18 protein-coding genes are annotated in these 21,578 nt (G+C 64.6%); 15 read left to right on the top strand and 3 right to left on the bottom strand.

The genetic code is table 11. From position 1 onward, the window contains the following. Window positions 1-5 precede the first annotated feature (5 nt). Window positions 6-662 (bottom strand): peroxiredoxin, encoded by a 657-nt coding sequence (locus tag KY389_RS00100; RefSeq protein ID WP_219828681.1) that lies wholly within the window; start codon window positions 660-662, stop codon window positions 6-8. A gap of 165 nt (window positions 663-827) precedes the next feature. On the opposite strand from KY389_RS00100, the gene KY389_RS00105 reads away from it, so the two are divergent. Further along, window positions 828-2,279 (top strand): aldehyde dehydrogenase family protein, encoded by a 1,452-nt coding sequence (locus tag KY389_RS00105; RefSeq protein ID WP_246587858.1) that lies wholly within the window; start codon window positions 828-830, stop codon window positions 2,277-2,279. A gap of 232 nt (window positions 2,280-2,511) precedes the next feature. Here the strand turns inward: KY389_RS00105 and KY389_RS00110 are convergent, their stop codons facing one another. After that, window positions 2,512-3,213 (bottom strand): response regulator transcription factor, encoded by a 702-nt coding sequence (locus KY389_RS00110; RefSeq protein WP_219828682.1) that lies wholly within the window; start codon window positions 3,211-3,213, stop codon window positions 2,512-2,514. Continuing rightward, window positions 3,210-5,111 (bottom strand): PAS-domain containing protein, encoded by a 1,902-nt coding sequence (locus KY389_RS00115; protein WP_219828683.1) that lies wholly within the window; start codon window positions 5,109-5,111, stop codon window positions 3,210-3,212. The genes KY389_RS00110 and KY389_RS00115 overlap by 4 nt, the downstream gene beginning before the upstream one ends. A 184-nt stretch (window positions 5,112-5,295) precedes the next feature. Here KY389_RS00115 and KY389_RS00120 point away from each other — a divergent pair, with 184 nt between their 5' ends. The 14 genes from KY389_RS00120 (at window position 5,296) to KY389_RS00185 (ending at window position 21,553) form a co-directional block, all read left to right on the top strand. After that, window positions 5,296-7,272 carry an AMP-binding protein gene (locus KY389_RS00120; protein WP_219828684.1) on the top strand — a complete coding sequence of 659 codons (1,977 nt, stop codon included), beginning with the start codon at window positions 5,296-5,298 and terminating at the stop codon, window positions 7,270-7,272. Then, window positions 7,269-8,090 carry an ABC transporter ATP-binding protein gene (locus KY389_RS00125; protein WP_219828685.1) on the top strand — a complete coding sequence of 274 codons (822 nt, stop codon included), beginning with the start codon at window positions 7,269-7,271 and terminating at the stop codon, window positions 8,088-8,090. The genes KY389_RS00120 and KY389_RS00125 overlap by 4 nt, the downstream gene beginning before the upstream one ends. 33 nt (window positions 8,091-8,123) lie before the next feature. Next, complete coding sequence (locus KY389_RS00130; RefSeq protein ID WP_219828686.1) at window positions 8,124-9,110, top strand: branched-chain amino acid ABC transporter permease; 987 nt, start codon at window positions 8,124-8,126, stop codon at window positions 9,108-9,110. A gap of 79 nt (window positions 9,111-9,189) precedes the next feature. Further along, a complete protein-coding gene (locus KY389_RS00135; RefSeq protein WP_219828687.1) occupies window positions 9,190-10,266 on the top strand; it encodes a branched-chain amino acid ABC transporter permease in 1,077 nt (358 codons plus the stop codon). A gap of 53 nt (window positions 10,267-10,319) precedes the next feature. Then, the gene (locus KY389_RS00140; protein ID WP_219828688.1) at window positions 10,320-11,600 is read left to right on the top strand and encodes an ABC transporter substrate-binding protein; all 1,281 of its coding nucleotides are present in this window, start codon (window positions 10,320-10,322) and stop codon (window positions 11,598-11,600) included. A gap of 58 nt (window positions 11,601-11,658) precedes the next feature. Then, a complete protein-coding gene (locus KY389_RS00145) occupies window positions 11,659-12,480 on the top strand; it encodes an ABC transporter ATP-binding protein (protein ID WP_219828689.1) in 822 nt (273 codons plus the stop codon). Window positions 12,481-12,490: 10 nt separating this feature from the next. Then, window positions 12,491-13,708, top strand: coding sequence for a phenylacetate--CoA ligase family protein (locus KY389_RS00150; protein WP_219828690.1), 1,218 nt, complete (start codon window positions 12,491-12,493; stop codon window positions 13,706-13,708). A 90-nt stretch (window positions 13,709-13,798) separates the two neighbouring features. Further along, window positions 13,799-14,557 (top strand): flagellar motor protein MotB, encoded by a 759-nt coding sequence (locus tag KY389_RS00155; protein ID WP_219828691.1) that lies wholly within the window; start codon window positions 13,799-13,801, stop codon window positions 14,555-14,557. Window positions 14,558-14,640: 83 nt separating this feature from the next. Beyond that, entirely contained in the window at window positions 14,641-15,957 is a 1,317-nt protein-coding gene (locus KY389_RS00160; protein ID WP_219828692.1) for a flagellar hook protein FlgE, read from the top strand. Between the two features lie 19 nt (window positions 15,958-15,976). Next, window positions 15,977-17,428: a flagellar hook-associated protein FlgK gene (flgK, locus tag KY389_RS00165; protein WP_219828693.1), complete on the top strand. Its 1,452-nt coding sequence runs from the start codon at window positions 15,977-15,979 to the stop codon at window positions 17,426-17,428. A gap of 1 nt (window position 17,429) precedes the next feature. Next, on the top strand, window positions 17,430-18,446 hold the full coding sequence (locus KY389_RS00170) for a flagellin (protein WP_219828694.1): 1,017 nt from the start codon (window positions 17,430-17,432) through the stop codon (window positions 18,444-18,446). Next, entirely contained in the window at window positions 18,443-19,546 is a 1,104-nt protein-coding gene (locus KY389_RS00175; RefSeq protein WP_219828695.1) for a flagellar basal body P-ring protein FlgI, read from the top strand. The genes KY389_RS00170 and KY389_RS00175 overlap by 4 nt, the downstream gene beginning before the upstream one ends. Before the next feature lie 277 nt (window positions 19,547-19,823). Beyond that, on the top strand, window positions 19,824-20,681 hold the full coding sequence (locus KY389_RS00180; protein ID WP_219828696.1) for an SDR family oxidoreductase: 858 nt from the start codon (window positions 19,824-19,826) through the stop codon (window positions 20,679-20,681). A gap of 257 nt (window positions 20,682-20,938) precedes the next feature. Then, window positions 20,939-21,553, top strand: coding sequence for a ribonuclease D (locus tag KY389_RS00185; RefSeq protein WP_219828697.1), 615 nt, complete (start codon window positions 20,939-20,941; stop codon window positions 21,551-21,553). Window positions 21,554-21,578: the final 25 nt, after the last annotated feature.

Consider the following 21,578-nt stretch of genomic DNA (forward strand, 5'->3'; position numbering starts at 1 on the left):
GCCGCTCAGGCCGGATCCTTGGCATAGCGCAGATAGGGCAGCTTGATGTCGAGGGGGCCGAACTTCTCCTCGGCGGCCCTGTCGTCAAGCGACAGTGCCACGATCACGTCCTGACCCGGCACCCAGTTCGCGGGCGTCGCCAGCGGCACGCCGTCGGTCCTGCGAACCGCATCCAGCGCGCGCAGGATCTCGGCAAAGTTGCGGCCGACCGACATGGGATAGGTCATCGTCAGGCGCACCTTCTTGTCGGGGCCGATGATGAAGACGGTGCGAACCGTCGCCGAATCGGCAGGCGTGCGGCCCTCGGTCGGCAGGTAGTATTCGGCGGGCAGCATGTCATAGGCCTTGGCTACGGTCAGGTCGCGATCGTCAATGATGGCGAAATTGGCGGGCACGCCCGCGACCTTGGCAATATCGGCCTTCCATTTGCGGTGGTCGTCCACGCTGTCCACCGAAACGCCAAGAACCTTGGTGTTGCGGGCCTCGAATTCCGGGGCCAGTTGCGCAACAGCGCCGAATTCGGTCGTGCAAACCGGCGTGAAATCGCGCGGATGACTGAAGATGATGGCGTAGCTGTCGCCGATCCATTCGTGAAAGCGGATCGTGCCTTCGGTCGATTCGGCCGTGAAGTCGGGGGCGATGTCGTTGATGCGCAGGGACATGGTCTGTCCTTTCGGTTGGTTGCTTCGGGCTGAACATAAACCGCCCGCGCAGGAATACCAGAGCGGGGCAAGGTGCCCCGCGAATGGGCAAGTTGCGCTGGAACCGGCCTTGCGGTGGACGGCTTGCGGTGACAGGCTTTGCACGAAACGAAGATGGAGGGTCACATGGCCGAAGTGATGGACAAGCGCAGCTTCTATATCGACGGCAGCTGGGTGGCACCCGCCGCGCCGCGCGACCTGGAAGTGATCGACCCCTCGACCGAGGAACCGGTGGCGGTGATCTCGCTGGGCGATCAGGCCGATACCGACCGCGCCGTGGCCGCCGCCAAGCGCGCCTTTCCGGCATGGGCCGCGACGCCGCCTGCCGAGCGTCTTGCCCTGGTCGAGAAGATCCTGGAAATCTACGAGCGCCGTGCCCCCGGCATGGCGCGCGCGATCACGATGGAGATGGGCGCTCCGGCCGACATGTCGCTGGGCGATCAGGTCGAGTCGGGCAGCTATCACATCCGCAACTTCATCACTGCCTTCCGCGATTTCCGCTTCATTCGCCCGCTGGGCGATCACGCCCCCACCAGCATGGTCGCGTGGGAGCCCGTGGGCGTGGTCGCTCTGATCACGCCGTGGAACTGGCCGATGAACCAGGTCACGCTGAAGGTCATCCCGGCATTGCTGGCGGGCAATGCCTCGGTGCTGAAACCCTCCGAGATCGCGCCGCTTTCCTCGATGATCTTTGCCGAGATCCTCGACGAGGCCGGGGTGCCCGCAGGCGTCTTCAACCTGGTCAATGGCGACGGCGCCGGTGTGGGCAGCCAGCTTTCGGTCCATCCCGATGTCGAGATGATCAGCTTCACCGGCTCGACCCGGGCAGGCATCGCGATCAGCAAGGCGGCCGCGGACAGCCTGAAGAAGGTCTGTCTGGAACTGGGCGGCAAGGGCGCCAATCTGATCTTTGCCGATGCCGATGACAAGGCGGTCGTGCGCGGCGCGCGCCATTGCTTCTACAACAGCGGGCAGTCCTGTAATGCACCGACCCGGATGCTGGTCGAGCGTTCGGCCTATGATCGCGCCGTCGAGATCGCCGCGCAGGTCGCCAACGAGACCGCCGTTGCCAGCGCTCACCAGCCGGGCCGCCATATCGGCCCCGTCGTCAGCAAGCAGCAATGGGACAAGATCCAGGGCCTGATCCAGGCGGGGATCGACGAGGGCGCGCGTCTGGTCGCGGGCGGGACGGGCCTGCCCGAGGGCGTCAATCGTGGCTATTTCGTCCGGCCCACGGTCTTTGCCGACGTGACGAACGACATGACCATCGCGCAGCAGGAGATATTCGGCCCGGTCCTGTCGATTATCCCCTTTGACAGTGAGGAAGAGGCCGTTCGCATCGCCAATGACACGCCCTACGGCCTGACGAATTACGTCCAGTCGCAGGACGGCGCCCGCCGCAACCGCCTGGCGCGGCGATTGCGGTCTGGCATGGTCGAGATGAACGGCGTCTCGCGCGGGGCGGGTTCGGCCTTTGGCGGGGTCAAGATGTCGGGCCGTGCGCGCGAGGGCGGCGTGATGGGGCTTGAGGAGTTCATGGACAGCAAGGCGATCAGCGGCTGGGACACGGACGCCTGATTGCCTGCCCTGACGGGCAGGCGAAGCCGGGGGGACTTAACGTCCCCCCGGACCCCCCTGCGGGATATCTTCGCCAAGGCAAAGGGGCTTTGTGGCGCGCCAGGCCCAAGGGGGCGAGGCGGGGCATGGCCCCGCGCGAAAGATGGTCCCCTCAATGGGGACCGGCTTTCGCTGCCACCGCCCGGCAGGGCAATTTCGCAAGCTGTTCGTCCAGGGCTGTGGTGGCGGAGGCTCAGCCGATTTCCGCCAGGAAGATGTAGCCCGCGCCGTAGATCGTCTTGATCAGGCGCGGGTTCTTGGGGTCTTCGCCCAGTTTCGTCCTGAGCCGCGAGATGCGGACATCCATCGCGCGGTCGAAGCTGTCGCCCGCGGCCCCACCGAGGGCTTCCAGCATCTGGGCGCGGGTGATCAGGCGGCGGGGATTGTCGGTAAAGAGCCGCAGCACTTCGGCCTCGGCATGGCTGAGGGGTGTTTCCGTGCCGTCGGGCGCGGTCAGCATGTAGCGGTCGAAATCGGCCTGCCAGCCCGCGAAGCGGATATTCTGGGCGCGGGCTGTCTGGCCCTGGGCCGGGCGGCGCAGGCGGGCGCGGATGCGCGCCACGACCTCGGCGGGTTCGAAGGGCTTTATGATATAGTCGTCCGCGCCCAGTTCGAGCCCCGTCACGCGGTCCTGCACCTGCGCGCGACCCGAGATGATGATGATGGCGGCGCCCGTGTCGCTGGCCAGGCGGTGGACCAGTGCCAGCCCGTCGCGGTCGGGCAGGCCCAGGTCGATGAGGCAGGCATCGGGGGTGATGCGGCGCAGCGCGGCCTCGAATTCGGTGGCGCGGGCGAAGGATTGGGTGCGGAAGCCTGCATCTTCCAGCGCCGCCGACAGCAGGCGGCGGATGTCCGGCTCGTCGTCGAGGATCGCGATCAGGGGCGTGTCGGTCATGGCAGGGCCTTTGTTGCGGCGGCCAGCGCGGCGGCGAGCCGGGCGGGCGGGAAGGGTTTCGTCAGCACCGGCCCGTCGGCCCTGTCGCGAAGGGCGTCGCCCGCCGGCAGCGAGGTCATCAGCACCAGCGGAAGGCCGCGTCCGGCCAAGTCGTGGCCCAGCCCGTCGCCCAGCTGGATGTCGGACAGGATCAGCGTCAGGCCCGGCAGGTCAGACAGCGCGCGCGCCTCGGCCAGCGACGCGGCTTCGATCACCGAGTGGCCCAGCCCGGTCAGCTGGTCGCGGACTTCGGCCCGGATCGCGTCGTCGTCCTCGGCCAGCAGGACCATCTGCGGTGCGACTGGCCGCCAGGGCAGGCGCAGCGTCACCCGCGCGCCGCCTTCGGGGTTGTTGTCCAGCCGCAACGTCCCGCCCGCCAGCTTGGTCTGGTCATAGACCATGGACAGACCCAGCCCCGTTCCACGGCCCTTCTTGGTGCTGTAGAAGGGTTCGGTCGCGCGTTTCAGCGCCTCGGGGGTGAAGCCCGGCCCGGTATCCGAGACGGTCAGCTCGAGCCAGTCGCCATTCTGGCGTGCGCTGAGCGTGATCCGTCCCGGTCCGGCCATCGCCGCATCGGCGTTCAGGATCAGGTTCAGCAGCGAATCCTGAAGCGCGCCGGGGTCCAGAAGCACCTGACTTTCGGGCAGGTCCAGATCCAGCTGCAGTTCCGTCCCTTCGGACAGGCTGGGGCGTGCCAGCCGCGCAAGTTGCGGCAGCAGGCGCGACAGCAGCGTGGGTTCGGCCGTCAGATCGCGCGGGGCACTGATTCGCGACAGCCCTTCCAGAAGCGCGACGCCACGGCGGGCCGCGGCCAGGGTCGCCTGGACATCCTCGGCCGCATCCGCAGGCAGGTCGCGAGCGGCCAGGCGGGATTGCAGCCCCAGGATGATGGTCAGCAGGTTCCCGAAATCATGCGCCATGCCGGAGGTCAGCTGTGCGGCCAGGTTGCGGCGGCTGGCATGGGCCAGCGCCTCGCGGGCCTGCACCTCGGCCGAGACATCGGTAGAGAGGATATAGACGCCCTGGCCCTCGCGGTCGGGCGTCAGGGCGATACGGATGCGCCGCCCCGATCCGGGATGCGTGATCTCGAAGACCTGCGCATCGCCGGCCAGGGCGCGGCGCATGCGGGGTTCAAGCATCGCGAAGGTTTCCGGACCATGCGCCTGTTCCACCGTCTTGCCGACGATGTCGCTGGCCGCACCGGGAAAGACCGAGGCCAGCCTGCGATTCGAGAAGGTATAGCGGAACTGTGCGTCGATATGGGCGATATGGGCGGGGACCATCTCGGTCACCTGCCGGGTTCGGGCCTCGGTCCGGGTCAGGATGCGCTGCGCCTCGGACAGGGCGGCGTTGGTGGCGGCCAGCTTGCGGTTCGCCGCCGCCAGCCGTTCGGCATGGTGCAGCACCTGTTCGGACAGGGCGTCCGAGCGCGCCCGCAGCAGCGCCTCTTGCTGCTTGATGTCGGTGATGTCGGTATAGACCGTAACCCAGCCGCCCTGCGACAGGGGCGCCCCCTCGACCGCGACCCATCGTCCGTCGGCACGTTCGCGTTCGAAGTAATGCGGCCGGAAGGCGCGGGCCTGTTCGACGCGGAAGGCAACCGCCGAATCGGGGTCCGGCTGAGGGCCATATTCGCCGCGCAGGACCAGAAAGCGAATCGTGTCCTCGAACCGCGTGCCGGGGCGGGTCAGCGCATCGGGCAGATCGAACATCGCCTGATACTGGCGGTTCGCCACCCGCAGCCGCAGATCGGCGTCAAAGATCGACAGGGCCTGACCGATCAGGTTCAACCCCGACCGGATCAGTTCCGCCTCGATTTCCGCCTGTGTCAGCGCCGTGTCGATCACCGGCTGGTGCATGGCCCCGTCCCCTCTGGCTGCCCCCTTGTCGGGGATAGCACCCTGCGTCACGCGCCGAAAGCGCCGTAACATTTCGTTGGAATCCGGCAAAACTGCGGCAAGGATTGCGGACAAGACTGGGCCCGTTCGCACAAGGGCGGGGAGGCCCGGCGAACAGGCGCGATCCGCGCATGAGGGAGGAAACATGGCAGAGCGGCTGACGCCTTCGGGCGAATTGCGATCTGTGCCTGCGCTTCTGGCGCGGAATGTGGCCCGTTTCGGCAACCGGCCCGCCTATCGCGAAAAGGAATTCGGGATCTGGCAAAGCTGGACCTGGGCTGAGGCCGCAGACGAGATCCGGGCCTTGGCCCTTGGGCTTCTGGCGCTTGGACTGAAGCCCGGCGACCATATGGCGATCGTCGGCCGGAATCGCCCGGCGCATTACTGGGGCATGATTGCGGCGCAGATGTGCGGCGCAGTGCCTGTGCCGCTGTATCAGGACGCGGTCGCCGACGAGATGGCCTATGTGCTGGAGCATTGCGGCGCGCGCTTCGTTCTGTGCGGCGATCAGGAGCAGGTGGACAAGGTGCTCGAGGTCAGCCAGACCGTCCAGGGCATCGAGCAGATTGTCTATACCGACAAGCGCGGGCTGCGGAAATACGATCATTCCAGAATGAACGCGTTGGCCGATGTTCAGGCCGAGGGTCGCGCCGCCGCGCAGCGTCTTGGGCCTGAACTGGACCGGCGCATCGCCGCGCTGGATTACGATTCGACCTGCGTGATGCTTTATACCAGCGGCACGACCGGCAAGCCCAAGGGCGTGGTCCTGTCCAATCGCAACATCATCGAGACCGCGAAGAACAGCGCCGAATTCGACCGGTTGGACCACCGAGAAGAAATCGTGGCCTATCTGCCGATGGCCTGGGTGGGCGATTTCATCTTTTCGATGGGCCAGGCGATGTGGTGCGGCTTTACCGTGAACTGCCCCGAGGGCGCGCATACGATGATGACCGACCTGCGCGAGATCGGGCCAACCTATTTCTTTGCGCCGCCCCGCGTCTTTGAGGGCCAGCTGACCAGCGTCATGATCCGCATGGAGGATGCCGGCCGCATCAAGCGGGCGCTGTTTCGCCATTTCATGGGCGTCGCGCGCCGCGTCGGCCCCGCGCTTCTGGACGGCCGCCCGGTCGGCGCGATGGACCGGCTGTCTTACGCGCTTGGCAGGCTTCTGGTGATCGAGCCGCTGAAGAACGCGCTTGGCTACAGCCGGATCCGCGTGGGCTATACGGCCGGCGAGGCGATCGGCCCCGAGATCTTCGACTTCTACCGGGCGCTTGGCATCAACCTCAAGCAGCTTTACGGCCAGACCGAAGCCTCGGTCTTCATTACCCAGCAGCCCGACGGTCAGGTTCGGTCGGATACGGTGGGCGTGCCCTCTCCGGGTGTCGAAGTCCGTATCGCCGAGTCGGGAGAGGTGTTCTATCGCAGCCCCGGCACTTTCGTCGCCTATTACAAGAACCCCGAAAGCACCGCCGCGACCAAGGATGCCGAAGGCTGGGTCGCCACAGGCGATGCGGGTTTCTTCGACAAGGAAAGCGGCCATCTGCGGATCATCGACCGCGCCAAGGATGTGGGCCGCATGGCCGACGGCTCGATGTTCGCGCCCAAATACGTCGAGAACAAGCTGAAGTTCTATCCGAATATCCTCGAGGCCGTGGTCATCGGAAACGGGCGCGATTTCTGCACCGCGATGATCAACATCGACCTGACCGCCGTGGGCAATTGGGCCGAGCGGAACAACATCGCCTATGGCAGCTATCAGGAACTCGCCGCGCATCCGCAAGTCTATCAGACCATCCGCGAGCATGTGGCCGAGGTGAACCGTTCGGTCGCATCGGACCCGATGCTGTCGGGTTGCCAGATCCATCGTTTCCTGGTGCTGCACAAGGAACTGGACCCCGATGACGGCGAGATGACACGCACGCGCAAGGTGCGCCGCGCCGTCATCAACGAAAAGTTCGCCGACCTCGTGACCGCGCTCTATGACGGATCGACCAGCGTCCATACCGAAACCGAAGTGACATACGAGGATGGCCGCAAGGGCAGCATCAAGGCAACCTTGCGCATCGAGGATGCCCCGGTCTTCGGCGACAAGCGCCAGCAGAAGGTTGCCGCGCAATGAACGATATGACCAGCCAAGGTTACGTCACGCCTGATGGCCGCCAGATCGGCGGCACGCTGATGGAGCTGAAGAACATCACCTTGCGCTTCGGCGGCGTGGTGGCGATCAAGGATATCAGCTTCGACATCCGCCAGGGCGAGATCCGCGCGATCATCGGTCCGAACGGAGCGGGCAAGTCCTCGATGCTGAACATCATCTCGGGCTTCTACACCCCGCAGGAGGGAGAGGTCTGGTTCAAGGGCTATCGCCGCGGGCCGATGAAGCCCTATCAGGTCGCCCGGCTGGGCATCGCCCGCACCTTCCAGAACATCGCATTGTTCGACGGGATGTCGGTTCTGGACAACATCATGACGGGGCGGCTGAACCGCATGAAGGCGGGCTTTCTGGCCCAGGCGATGTGGTGGGGCAGCGCGGCGCGCGAAGAGGACGAAAATCGCGAGGCTGTCGAGAAGATCATCGACTTCCTCGAGATCCAGAACATCCGCAAGACGCCTGTCGGCCGGCTGCCCTACGGCCTGAAGAAGCGCGTGGAACTGGCCCGCGCGCTGGCCGCCGAGCCGAAGCTTCTGCTGCTGGACGAGCCGATGGCCGGCATGAATGTCGAGGAAAAGGAGGACATGTCCCGCTTCATCCTCGACGTGAACGACGAGTTCGGCACCACGATCTGCCTCATCGAACACGACATGGGCGTGGTCATGGACCTGTCCGACCGGGTCGTCGTGATGGATTACGGCAAGAAGATCGGCGACGGCACGCCCGCCGAGGTCCGCAGCAATCAGGCGGTGATCGACGCCTATCTGGGGGTGGCCCATGACTGAACGCGCCACTGATGCAGCCAATCGGGGGACCGAATGATGGACCAGCTAATCTTTGCGGCCGAAGTGGTGCTGAACGGGCTTATGGCCGGCGTGATGTATGCGCTTGTCGCCCTGGGCTTCGTGCTGATCTTCAAGGCCTCGGGCGTCTTCAACTACGCCCAGGGGGTTATGGCGCTTTTCGCGGCGCTGACGCTGGTCGGCATCCAGAACGGGCAGGTGCCCTTTGCGCATCTGATCAACGCGGCCTTCGGCACCTCGCTGCACCATTTCGGCTGGACGGTGCCTTCGGTGCTGGCGATCCTGCTGACCGCCGGGGTCATGGTGCTGCTGGCCTTCCTGATCGAGAAACTGGTCCTGCAGCACCTTGTCGGTCAAGAGCCGATCATCCTCTTCATGGCGACGATCGGCCTGGCCTATTTCCTCGAAGGTCTGGGCGACGTGATGTGGGGCGCCGACATCAAGACGCTGGATGTGGGTCTGCCGCAAGGCATCTCTGACACGGTCGAGCAAGTGACGGCCAACTGGTTCGGCTACGGCTTCTTCATCGACCGGCTGGACATCTGGGCAACTGTTATTGCGGCACTGCTGGTCGCAGCCCTGGTGGCCTTCTCCCAATACACCAAGCAAGGCCGCGCCATGCGCGCCGTGGCCGACGACCATCAGGCCGCCTTGTCGGTGGGCATCTCGCTGCGCTTCATCTGGGTGATGGTCTGGTCGATCGCGGGCTTCGTCGCGCTGGTCGCGGGGATCATGTGGGGCACCAAGTCGGGCGTGCAGTTCAGCCTCTCGCTGATCGCGCTCAAGGCGCTGCCGGTCCTGATGCTGGGCGGCTTCACCTCGATCCCCGGCGCTATCGTGGGCGGGCTGATCATCGGCGTGGGCGAGAAACTCTTCGAATTCGCCATCGGCCCGATGGTCGGCGGCGCGACCGAGAACTGGTTCGCCTATGTCCTGGCCCTCGTCTTCCTGGTCTTCCGACCGCAGGGCCTGTTCGGCGAACGCATCATCGAGCGGGTGTGACCATGGAGCTTCTTCGTTGCACAAATACCCCGGGGGTGCGGGGGCTGGCCCCCGCCGACGGCGCTGAAAGGAACAGCCGATGATCTATCGCGAGGCAGGAGACTTCAAGACCAGCTACCGCGACGACAGCCAGACCTTCCCGATTCGGCTGGACCGTTGGGGCTACTACATCACGCTGGCGGTGGCTTTCGGGATCATCCCCTTCGTCATCAACGATTACTGGGCGAACGCGGTGCTGGTGCCCTTCCTGATCTATGCGATCGCGGCGCTCGGGCTGAACATCCTGACCGGCTATGCGGGCCAGGTCAGCCTGGGGACGGGCGGCTTCATGGCAGTGGGCGCCTATTCGGTGTACAAGCTGATGACCGCCTTCCCAGAGGTAAACATCGTCATCCACATCCTGCTGGCGGGCGGCATCACGGCGATGGTCGGCGTCATGTTCGGCCTGCCCAGCCTTCGGATCAAGGGCTTCTACCTTGCCGTTGCGACGCTGGCCGCGCAGTTTTTCCTGGTCTGGCTCTTCAACAAGGTGCCGTGGTTCTACAATTACTCGGCTTCGGGGCAGATCAACGCGCCGACGCGCACAGTGCTGGGCCATGCCGTCACGGGTCCGGCCGCCACGGCCCCGGCGAAATACCTGATCTGCCTGGTCTTTGTCTTCGTCCTGGCCTGGGTGGCGCGCAACCTCACGCGCGGCACGCTTGGCCGCAAATGGATGGCGATCCGCGATATGGACATCGCGGCCGAGATCATCGGCGTGAACCCGCTTGGCGCGAAGCTGTCTGCCTTCGCGGTCAGCAGCTTCTTCATCGGCATCGCCGGCGCGCTTCTCTTTGCGGTCTATCTGGGCGCGGCCGAGGTCGGCGAGGCCTTCGGGATCAACAAGAGCTTCCTCGTGCTGTTCATGATCATCATCGGCGGGCTAGGCAGCATCTTCGGCAGCTTTGCGGGCGCGGCCTTCCTGGTCCTGCTGCCGGTCCTGCTGAAGAACCTGCTGGTCGGCGGGCTTGGCTGGCCGACCGATCTGGCCGCCCATATCGAATTGATGATCGTGGGCGCGCTGATCGTGCTGTTCCTGATCGTCGAACCGCACGGCCTCGCGCGGCTCTGGAGCCTGGCCAAGGAAAAGCTGCGCCTCTGGCCGTTCCCGCACTGACTTTCACTGCAAGAACCGGGCAACCGGCATCATCTCTGGGAGGAGACCCCGCAATGAAACTGAGCTTCACCACCCTGGCCGCCGCCATTCTGGCCGCCAGCCCCGTCCTGGCCGATCTGGTCGTGCCGAACATGTCCTATCGGACCGGCCCCTACGCGGCCAACGGCATCCCCTATGCGGACGGGTTCAACGACTACTTCACCCTGCTGAACGAGCGTGATGGCGGCATCGGCGGCGTGCGGGTGTCGGTGCCGGAATGCGAGACGGCCTACAACACCGAAAAGGGCGTCGAATGCTACGAGGCGCTGCGTCCGCAGAACCCGCTGGTGCTGAACCCGCTGTCCACCGGCATCACCTATCAGCTGATCCCGCGCGTCGCCGTGGACGGAATCACGCTCTACACGCCGGGCTACGGGCGGACCTCGGCCAAGAACGGCTCGGTCTTCGAATGGGTCTTCAACGCGCCCGCCAATTACTGGGACGGCGCCTCGGTGGCGATCAAGCACATCCTCGATCAGGAGGGCGGCGACCTGTCGGGCAAGAAGATCGCGCTGGTCTATCACAACTCGGCCTATGGCAAAGAGCCGATCCGCACGCTTGAGGAATTGTCACAGAAGCACGGTTTCGAACTGAGCCTGCTGCCTGTCGATGCGCCGGGCCAGGAACAGAAGTCGCAATGGCTCCAGATCCGCCGCGACCAGCCCGATTACGTGATCATGTATGCCTGGGGCGTGATGAACCAGGTCGCCATCCAGGAGGCCGTGAACATCCGTTTCCCGATGGACAGGTTCATCGGCATCTGGTGGTCGGGCTCGGAAAACGACGTGCGTCCCGCGGGGGCCGGGGCCGACGGCTACAAGGCGCTGACCTTCCACGGGGTGGGCCGCGACTACCCGCTTTACGACGACATGCAGCAATATGTCTTTGATGCGGGCAAGGCCTCGGGCGCGGGTGACCAGATGGGCAGCGTGCTCTATTCGCGCGGCGTCTATGCCGCCGTCGTCATCGCCGAGGCGATCCGCACCGCGCAGGAACTGGCCGGCACGCCCAACGTGAATGCAGCCCAGGTCCGCGACGGGTTCGAAGCGCTGAACATCACCGCCGAGCGCATGGCCGAGCTGGGCCTGCCCGATTTCGGCCAGCCCATCAGCCTGTCTTGCGAGAACCACGGCGGCGACGGCCTTGTCCGGCTTCAGCAATGGAGCGCAGGCGACGGGCAGTGGTCGCTGATCACCGACTTCATCGAGCCGGATGCGGATATCCTGAACCCGCTGATCGAGGCTGACAGCGCCGCCTTTGCCCAGGAATCGGGCATCACGCCGCGCTGCAATTGACGCCTTGGCCGGCGGCGGCCCCGCTGCCGCCGGTCCCACGCCATCACGGGGGATGCCCATGTTCGACACCGAACACCGCGAGACGCTTCTGGATGTGAACAATATCGAGGTGATCTACAACCACGTCATTCTGGTGCTGAAAGGTGTCAGCCTGTCGGTGCCCAAGGGCGGCATCACTGCGTTGCTGGGCGGTAATGGGGCGGGCAAGACCACCACGCTCAAGGCGATCTCGAACCTTCTGGCTTCGGAACGGGGAGAGGTGACGAAGGGCAGCATCACCTATCGCGGCAAGCCAGTCGCCGCCGCCGATCCTGCCGCCCTCGTGCGGCAGGGCGTCATCCAGGTGATGGAGGGCCGCCACTGCTTCGAGCATCTGACTGTCGAGGAAAACCTGCTGACCGGCGCCTATACCCGCCGCGACGGGGCCGCCGCGATCAAGCGCGACCTGGATATGGTCTATGAATACTTCCCCCGCCTGAAAGAGCGCCGCAAGAGCCAGGCCGGCTATACCTCGGGCGGTGAGCAGCAGATGACCGCGATGGGCCGCGCGCTGATGTCGCGCCCCGAGATGATCCTGCTGGACGAGCCCTCGATGGGTCTGGCCCCGCAGCTGGTCGAGCAGATCTTCCAGATCGTGAAGGCCGTGAACGAGGGCGAGGGCGTCACCTTCCTTCTGGCCGAACAGAACACCAACGTCGCGCTGCGCTACGCCCATTACGGCTACATTCTCGAGAATGGCCGGGTGGTGATGGACGGCCCCGCCGATCAGCTGCGCGAGAACCCCGATGTCAAGGAATTCTACCTGGGCATGTCGGATGCGGGACGCAAGTCCTTCCGCGACGTGCGCAGTTACCGCCGCCGCAAGCGCTGGCTGGCCTGAGGAGCCCGGGATGGCATATTACGACGCATTGGAAACCCGTGATGCCGAGGCACGGGAGCGGGATCTGGCAACCGCTCTGCCCGCCGCGATCCGCCGCGCCAAGGCCGCGCCCGCCCTGGCCGAGGCCCTGGCCGCGGTCGATCCCGACGACGTGACCGACCGTGCAGCGCTGGCTGGCCTGCCCGTGATCCGCAAGGCGGATCTGTCGGCTGCACAGAAGGCCCGGCCCCCTTTCGGCGGCTATGCGGCCCGACCTGTGACACAGTTCGACCACATTTTCCAGAGCCCCGGCCCGATCTACGAGCCCGGTATGCGCGAGGGCGATTGGTGGCGTCTTGGGCGGTTTCTGCACGCGGCGGGCGTGGGGCGGGGCGACATCGTGCAGAACTGCTTTGGCTATCACCTGACGCCTGCCGGGATGATGTTCGAATCCGGTGCGCGCGCGGTGGGGGCGGCGGTCCTGCCCGCGGGCACCGGCCAGACCGACCTGCAGGTTCGCGCCGCTGTCGATATCGGCACGACTTGCTATGCCGGGACGCCCGATTTCCTCAAGGTGATCCTGGAACGGGCCGACGAGACGGGCGAGGTTCTGTCGATCCGCAAGGCGGTCGTGGGCGGGGGCGCGCTGTTCCCTTCGTTGCGGCAGTTTTACACGGATCGCGGAATCGCCACGCTGCAATGCTACGCCACCGCCGATCTGGGCAACATCGCCTATGAATCCGAGGCGATGGAGGGCATGATCGTCGATGAGGGCGTGATCGTCGAGATCGTCCGCCCCGGCACCGGCGATCCCGTCCCCGAGGGCGAGGTCGGCGAGGTTCTGGTCACCACGCTGAACGCCGACTATCCGCTGGTGCGATTCGCGACGGGAGATCTGTCGGCGGTGCTTCCGGGCACCAGCCCTTGTGGTCGGACCAACATGCGTATCAAGGGCTGGATGGGTCGGGCCGATCAGACCACCAAGATCAAGGGCATGTTCGTGCGCCCGGAACAGGTCGCCGCCCTTGTCGCCCGCCACCCCGAGATTGCCCGCGCGCGCGTCATTGCCGACCGTGATGGCGATATGGACGTGATGATCGTGCAGGTCGAGACGACGGCGGATTGCGCCGATCGGATCAGCCTGTCAGTGGTGGACATGCTCAAGATGAAGGGGCGCGTGCAACTCGTCGCGCCGGGCAGTCTGCCCAATGACGGCAAGGTCATCGAGGACCGCCGCAGTTATGGTTAAGCCTTGCCGAATGGATCGTATTTGATCCGTTAACTTGTCTGGCCGCCGGGTCGGCGCGACATTGCAGCTCGACCAACAGAGGCTGCGATCATGGCGACGGGCAAGGACGGAACGAAGATCATCGTCAGGCGTGACGGTGGCAGCGGCGAAGCCGGCCATCATGGCGGAGCGTGGAAGGTCGCCTATGCTGATTTCGTGACGGCGATGATGGCCTTTTTCCTGCTGATGTGGCTGTTGAACGCGACCACGGAGGCGCAGCGCAAGGGGCTTGCGGAATACTTTTCGCCCTCGGTGACGCGCACGCCGGGCGCTTCCGGCAACGGAATCGAAGAGGGTGTCCGCCATGCGATCGAAAAGGATCTGCCAGACAGCGAGAATGCCGCGCAGTTCGAGGAACTGGCGCAGCAGGTGCAGGACGTGCTGACCGGGACCGGCGGCGAATCACAGCAGATGACCAATCTGCTGAAGCATGTCGTGACCCGCATGACTGACGAAGGGCTTGTCATCGAATTGTCCGACCTGACCGATGCCCCTCTTTTCGCGCCGGACAGCACCGCAGCCGAACCCGTTCTGGTCCAGCTTGCGCCGATCATCGCGCGTGCCTTGGGCCATACGCGCAACCGCATCGCCATTTCCGGCCATGTCCGCGCCTATCCTGAAACGCTGGTGAATTCGCCGGTCTGGCCCCTGTCCGAAGGTCGCGCTCATACAGTCCGCCAGCTTCTGGAGGGCGCCGGGCTGGACCAACGGCGGATGCACCGCGTGTCAGGCTATGCTGACCGCAAGAATCGCAGCGGCAACCCGATGGATCCGTCGAACAACCGGATCGAGGTTATTTTACTGAGATAGGCCGGTGGCCTGGCGCGGATTATCCGAATCTTAAACCTTGTCGGCCAATCTCCGGGGGACAAGCTGAATCGAAAGGGTCCGTCATGTCCATGTCCTCTGCCATGAATGCCGGCGTCGCCGGGCTCGCGGCGAATGCCTCGCGTCTGGGAACCATCTCGGACAATATCGCGAACTCTTCAACCTTCGGCTACAAGCGGATGGAAACCGAATTTACCTCGGTCGTGTTGAACCAGCAGCGCGTGGCGGGGATCTACTCGGCGGGCGGTGTGCGCGCCACCACTTCGCGCGTGATTGATACCGACGGCTCGCTGGTCACGACCTCGAATCCGCTGGACATCGCGATATCGGGACGCGGCTTCCTGCCCGTCACCTCCATCGTCGATCTGAACAACAATTCGGCGAATCTGCCCTTCATGATGACCCGGACCGGGGCCTTCGACACGGATGCGAACGGTATCCTGCGAACCAGCAGTGGTCTGGTCCTTCTGGGTTGGCCAGTTGATGCCAATGGTAACATCCCGACCGTCTCGCGTGACACGATGGGCCAGTTGGAGCCTGTGCGGATCCAGGCAAACCAGACCTCGGGGGATCCGACGACGCGGATCTCGCTTGGTGTGAACTTGCCCGCCAGCGAAACCGCTGCTGGCGCGACGGGCGTGACCCTGCCGATGCGTGTCGAATATTACGGCAACCTTGGCACGGCCGAGTCGCTCAGCTTCACCTTCTCGCCCGACACGACAGCGACCGTCGGAACCTCGAATACCTGGACCATGGTCATCAGCGACAGCGCGACCGATGCGGCGCTGAACCCGATTGCCAGTTACCGGATCGTCTTTGACGGCTCGCAGGCGCATGGTGGCAGTATCTCATCCATCACGACCCTGACAGGACAGGCCTACGACCCCGCGACAGGCAACATCCCGATCCAGGTCGGCGGCGGAATGCTGGACCTGTTCGTCGGAACCCCCCTCGGCAATGCAGGCCTGCGGCAGTTCGCCTCAAGCTTCTCGCCGACCAACGTGATCAAGAACGGATCGGCTGCGGGCAACCTGCTTGGGGTCGAGATAGATGCCGACGGTTTCCTGACAGCTTCCTATGACAGCGGTTTCACGCGGCGGCTCTATCAGGTTCCGCTCGTTGACGTGCCCAACGCCAACGGACTTGCGACTTCAGATGGCCAATCCTACCGCATTTCGCCCAATTCAGGCAGTTTCTTCCTGTGGGATGCGGGCGACGGCCCGACGGGAACGATCCTTGGTTACGCGCGCGAGGCGTCCACGACTGACATTGCGCAGGAACTCACAAACCTCATCACCACCCAGCGCGCCTATTCGTCGAATGCAAAGATCGTTCAGACCGTGGACGAGATGTTGCAGGAAACCACCAATATCAAGCGCTGACGCCTGATGGGAGACGCAGATGAGCATCACCCGCGCCTTGTCGAACGCCATGTCCGGTCTGACCGCCACCGCACGCGGGACCGAGCTGGTATCGGCCAACATCGCCAACGTCATGACACCGGGCTATGCGCGGCGCGAATTGGCAATCAGTCCACAGGCCATGGGCGGCAATATGGGGGGGGTGCGGATAGATGGCGTGGTGCGCGCCGTGAACCTGTCCTTGCTTTCGGAAAGTCGCTTGGCAAGTGCCGGTCAGGGGGAGGCCGCGACAAGGGCAGCCTTTCTGTCCCTGATCGAAAATGTGATCGGAATACCGGGACAGGCGGATGGCCTGGCTTCGCGCCTGTCGGATTTTCACTCCTCGCTGGTCTCGGCCGCCGCGCGGCCGGATGACGACCTGCGTCTGCAGCAGGTACTGTCCTCCGCCACGGCGCTTGCGCGCGCCTTTGCGACGACGACCGATGCCCTGCAATCCGCCCGGACAGAGGCCGACCGTGCCATCGCCTCGGAGATCGCGACGTTGAACGACGGATTGCAGCAGGTCGCGACCCTGAACCGTCGGATTTCTGCGCTGGAAGCTACTGGCAAGGATGCCGCTTCCTTGATGGATGAGCGGCAGAGGGTCGTGGATCGCCTCGCGACCATAATTCCGGTGAAAGAGGTAGCGCGCGAGGGCAGCAAGATCGCGCTTTTCACACGAGAGGGGCTTGCCCTACTTGACGGAACGCAGCCTTTGCAGCTGGGCTTCGCGTCCTCGCCGGTGATTGGCGCGCAGTCCGATGTTGGAAGCCCGCTTTCGCTGGTTTCAGTGGACGGAACCGAACTGGCGCCTGCGCAGATGAGCCTGCTGGGTGGCGGTAGTCTTGCGGGGCATTTCGCGATCCGCGATCAGATTGCGCCCGTGCTCCAGCGCGATCTTGATCTACTGGCGCTGGACCTCCTGTCAAGGCTGTCAGAGGCTACGGTCGATCCGACCCTGGGCGGGGGGGCCGGGCTTTTCACCGATGCGGGCGGCGTGGCCACGGCTGCCGGGGTGACCGGCCTCGCGGGCCGCATCACGATCAACGCTGCGGTTGATCCGTCGCAGGGGGGAGCGCTGTGGCGGATGCGTGCGGGCATGGGCGCACCGACGTCCGGCCCTGTGTCTGAGTCCGCGCGCCTGAACGCGATGGCGGCAGCGCTTGATGCCGTGCTTCCGGCGGCTGGTGGTCCCGTGACGGGCGCAAGGGCGTCCTTAGCGGATCGGATGGCCGAGTTCAGCGCGATCGTAACAAGTCGACGGGTCGGCTCCGAGGCAGAGCTGGCCACGAGGAACGCTCGATTGAACACGATCGGCGAACGCATGTTGACCGGCAGCGTGGACAGCGATGCCGAAATGCAGAAGCTGCTCCAATACGAGCAGGCCTATGCCGCCAATGCAAGGGTGATCCGCGCCTTGGACGACATGATCGACCAGCTTCTGAGGATCTGAGATGACCATTTCAACGATCGGAGATCAGGCCCGCTTTTTCGCGCAAAGCCTTGCTACAAACCGGCTGAAGCAGTCGTTGCAGGCCCTGACACAAGAAATGTCCAGCGGCGAGGTCGCCAATATCGGGACCAGGTTGCATGGCAACACGCGCCTGCTCGGCACAATCGAGGCGCGGATTGGCGCATTGCAGCAGTTTCAGCGCAACGCGCTGGATGCCGCCATTTTGCTGGACGGGGTTCAGCACGCGCTTGATGGTGCGCGCGAAGTTGCTTCGGGACTCGGCATCGAACTTGCGACCGAGCTTTTCGCCCATGACGCGCTATCGCTGCGCAACCGTTCGGACCGTGCCGCCACAGCGCTGAACCAAGTCGTCGAGCGGCTGAACTTTGCCGTAGGGGGGCGCTTTGTGCTGTCGGGTCTGGCCAGCGACCTGCCGCCTCTGGTGTCAGGCTCGCAGATTGTCTCCATGCTGTCCGCGGTCACGGCCGGGTTGACCAGCGCGGATGACGTGCGCCAGGCCGTCAGCGCGTGGTTCGACGCCCCGCCGGGCGGGGGCGGCTTTCTGGATCATGCCTATCACGGCACGGTCGGCGAGCCGCAGATCATCCCGGTCTCGGGTGACAGAGCCATCGCTCTCCACAGCTCGGCCGCAGCACCCGAACTTCGCGACCTGCTCAAGGCGCTGTCACTTGCCGCACTGCCCGCACAGGGAGCGCTGGCGGGAAGCCCGGCCGAGCAGCGGGCACTGATCCTCGACGCGGGCTCCGCGATGATCGAGGCCGACCGCAATATTGTCGCGGAAATCGCACGCGTTGGCCTCTTGCAGCAGTCGGTCGAACAGGCTCAAGTCGCGAATGCTGCGGCCTTGACGATCCTCGGGGCACGGAGAAACGACATGCGTTCGGCCGATCCGTTTGAGACCGCAGCCGCCCTTTCCGAGGTCCAGAGTCAGATCGAGGCCATGTATGCGGTCACGGCACGGCTGTCCAAGCTCAAGCTGGTGAACTTCCTCAGATGATCAGGTTTCTTATTTCCACGCTTGTCGTGCTTGTTCTGGCCGGCTCCGCCACTGCGGTTCCGGTCAGGATAAAGGATCTCGCAGACTTCGACGGGGTCCGAGGCAATGACCTCGTCGGTTACGGCCTAGTGGTGGGTCTTGATGGCAGCGGGGACAGCTTTCGCAATGCGCCCTTCACCGAAGAGATGCTGGCCAGTCTCCTGGAGCGTCTTGGCGTGAACGTCACCGACGAAGCGCTTCGATCCAAGAACGTGGCGGCAGTGATCGTAACGGCGACGCTGCCGCCCTTTGCACGGTCAGGCAGTCGGATTGACGTGAATGTCTCGGCGATCGGTGATGCCAAAAGCCTGCTAGGCGGCACACTTGTGATGACGCCTCTGAAGGCCGCAGACGGGAACATCTATGCCGTCGCACAGGGCTCGATCATCGCCGGCGGTGTTTCAGCCGCGGGCGAAGGTGCGCGCGTTGTCGATGGTGTGCCCACGACCGGCAAGATCCCGGTCGGCGGTCGCGTCGAACGCGAAGTCGAGTTCGACTTTGCCGGGATCGACACGATCCGCATTGCGCTGCGGAATGCCGATTTCACCACAGCCACGCGGGTCGAGGATGCAATCAACCGCGACTTTCAGCGCCAGCTTGCTGTCACGCTGGACAGCGGGACGGTGCTTGTGAATTTTCGCAACTTGGGCGCGGTCAATCCGGCCCGAGTGGTCGGCCGGATCGAGAACTTGCAGATCGAGCCCCAGGACCGGGCAAAGGTTGTCATCGATCACAAGTCCGGCACGATCGTGGTCGGCGAAAGCGTTCGCATCTCGCGGGTGGCGGTTTCGCAGGGTGGCTTGACCTTGAGGGTGAGCGAGGCGCCCGTCGTGTCCCAACCCAATCCTTTTGCAGCGGGGGAAACGGTCACCGTTCCCCGCTCGCGTGCCGAGATCGAGAACCGGCCGGGCATCGGCTTTGTCGAACTGTCGTCCGAGGTCAGTCTTGGCGATTTGGTGGATGGGCTCAACGCATTGGGTGTTCGGCCTCGCGACATGATCGAAATCCTCAAATCCATCCATACGGCAGGGGCGCTGCATGCTGACTTGATCATCGAATAGGCGATCATCGCCGCCGCGACGTTTCCGGACATGGCAGGCTTACGGGCGATGCAAGAGATCGGATCTCACAGACTTCAAGCCAGTCGGGCGGGACTGAATCTCTGCGCGGTCACAGTGTTCGGCCCCGGCATCTTGTGGAACGGGTTTCCCCGCCATCACATGCGCCTTGGCCGCCTAAAGCCGCGCTTGGCCCTGCCGTGGAACATCCGTCCGATCTGTCTGTTATGACGGCCGATCCGCAACCTGAACCCGGCGGGCTCGATGCAGGAGACAGCGCATGACCGACTATCCGCACCCCCCTTTTCCCGAACAGCAACAGGATCTGCCCGGCAGCTTCCGCAAGATGGACCCCGTGCCCGACCACGGTGAGGACAGCTGGCGCGGCTCGGGCCGGCTGGAGGGGCTGGTTGCTCTCGTTACCGGCGCCGACAGCGGCATCGGACGCGCTGTCGCCATTGCCTATGCCCGTGAAGGTGCCGATCTGGCGTTGGTCTGTCTGAACGAGACCGAGGACATGCAGGACACCGCGCGGCTGGTCCGCGAGGCGGGCCGCGAATGCCTGGTGATCCGGACCGATCTGTCCGAAGCCTCCAATTGCCGCGACGCGATCACGCAGACCGCAAAGCGCTTCGGTCGTATCGACATTCTGGTGAACAACGTCGCCCACCAGCGCAGCTTTGCCAGGATCGAGGATATCGACGACGAGGAATGGCGTTACACCTTTGCCACCAATATCGACGCGATGTTCTACCTGACCAAGGCGGCGCTGGCATACATGGGCAAGGGCGCCTCGATCATCAATACATCGTCGGTCAATGCCGACCAGCCCAACCCGGAGCTGCTGGCCTATGCGACGACCAAGGGCGCGATCCAGAACTTTACCGCCGGTCTGGCGCAGATGCTGGCCGAGCGTGGCATCCGCGCCAATGTCGTGGCCCCCGGCCCGGTCTGGACCCCATTGATCCCTGCCAGCTTTCCGGGCGACAAGGTCAGCACCTTCGGGCAGAACTACCCGATGGGCCGCCCCGCTCAGCCGGTCGAGCTTGCTTCGGCTTTCGTCATGCTGGCCGAGCCGATGTCCAGCTACATCTCGGGCGCGACCATCGCCGTCACGGGCGGCAAGCCGATCATCTGAGGGGCGCGCTGGACGGATTCGCCTTGCGCGGCGCCGGTCCGGGCGGAGGCGCGCCGCGCCTGGTTCCCGCCATGGCAGGCGGGCGCATCTTCGACCCGCCCGGCGCCCTTCCGCGGCCTGCCCAGCCCCCTGCATGACGCGGCCGGGCGCCGCCACGTTGCGCCCGCCGCTTTTTGCTGGAATGCGCGCGCCGTTTCTGGTCTGAGAGGACGAGGCCGGCGCAACGCAGTCCGGCAAGTGGTCCGAGGCAGCAGACGATGAGCATTCACCTTTATCCCAACGATCTTCCCGATGATCTGGACCTCGGTCCGGTCGTAGCCATCGACACCGAGACGATGGGTCTGGATCCCCGCCGCGACCGTCTGTGTCTGGTGCAGCTGTCGTCGGGCGATGGCGAGGCTCATCTGGTCCAGATTGATCGTGGCCAGACCGAGGCGCCGAACCTGACGCGCCTGCTGACCGATCCCCAGGTGCTGAAACTGTTCCATTTCGGTCGTTTCGACATTGCCGCGCTGGAAAACGCCTTCGGTGTCGTGACCTCGCCGGTCTGGTGCACCAAGATCGCCTCGAAGCTGGTGCGGACCTATACCGACCGGCATGGTCTGAAATATCTTCTGAACGAGCTGGTCGGCGTCGATGTCAGCAAGCAGCAGCAGACCAGTGACTGGGGTGCCGCCGATCTGAGCGACGCGCAACTGGAATACGCGGCGTCTGACGTGCTGTATCTGCACCGCCTGAAAGAGGCGCTGGAAGAGCGTCTGAAGCGCGAGAACCGGCTGGGTCTGGCGCAGGCCTGCTTTGACTTTCTGCCCGCGCGCGCCCATCTGGACCTTCTGGGCTGGAGCGACGAAAGCGACGTTTTCCGGCATTGAACGAACGGATCGGCCCGGACAGGAT

Source organism: Paracoccus bogoriensis, from assembly GCF_019431455.1.
Classification (GTDB): Bacteria; Pseudomonadota; Alphaproteobacteria; order Rhodobacterales; family Rhodobacteraceae; genus Paracoccus; species Paracoccus bogoriensis.